Raw genomic sequence first — 218 nt, forward strand, 5'->3', positions numbered from 1 at the left:
TTTAGCTAATGCATTTAAAAGCCCAATCACCGCAGAGCCACCGCCTTTATCCGCTTTCATGGTAACCATGTAATCGGCCGGTTTCAAGCTCAAACCTCCGCAATCATAAGTCAAGCCCTTGCCCACTAAAGCGATTTTTTTCTTCGCTTTTTTAGGCTTATAGACTAAATGGATCAAGCGGGGGGGATTGACAGCGAGAGAGGCTTTATTGACCGCTA

1 pseudogene is annotated in these 218 nt (G+C 45.9%); it reads right to left on the bottom strand.

The annotated features are described in order from the left end of the window. Positions 1 to 218: pseudogene (locus tag BZK24_RS08730) on the bottom strand (M17 family metallopeptidase); the annotation flags it as partial.

The sequence above is a fragment of the Helicobacter pylori genome, from assembly GCF_001998165.1.
Taxonomy (GTDB): domain Bacteria; phylum Campylobacterota; class Campylobacteria; order Campylobacterales; family Helicobacteraceae; genus Helicobacter; species Helicobacter pylori_DL.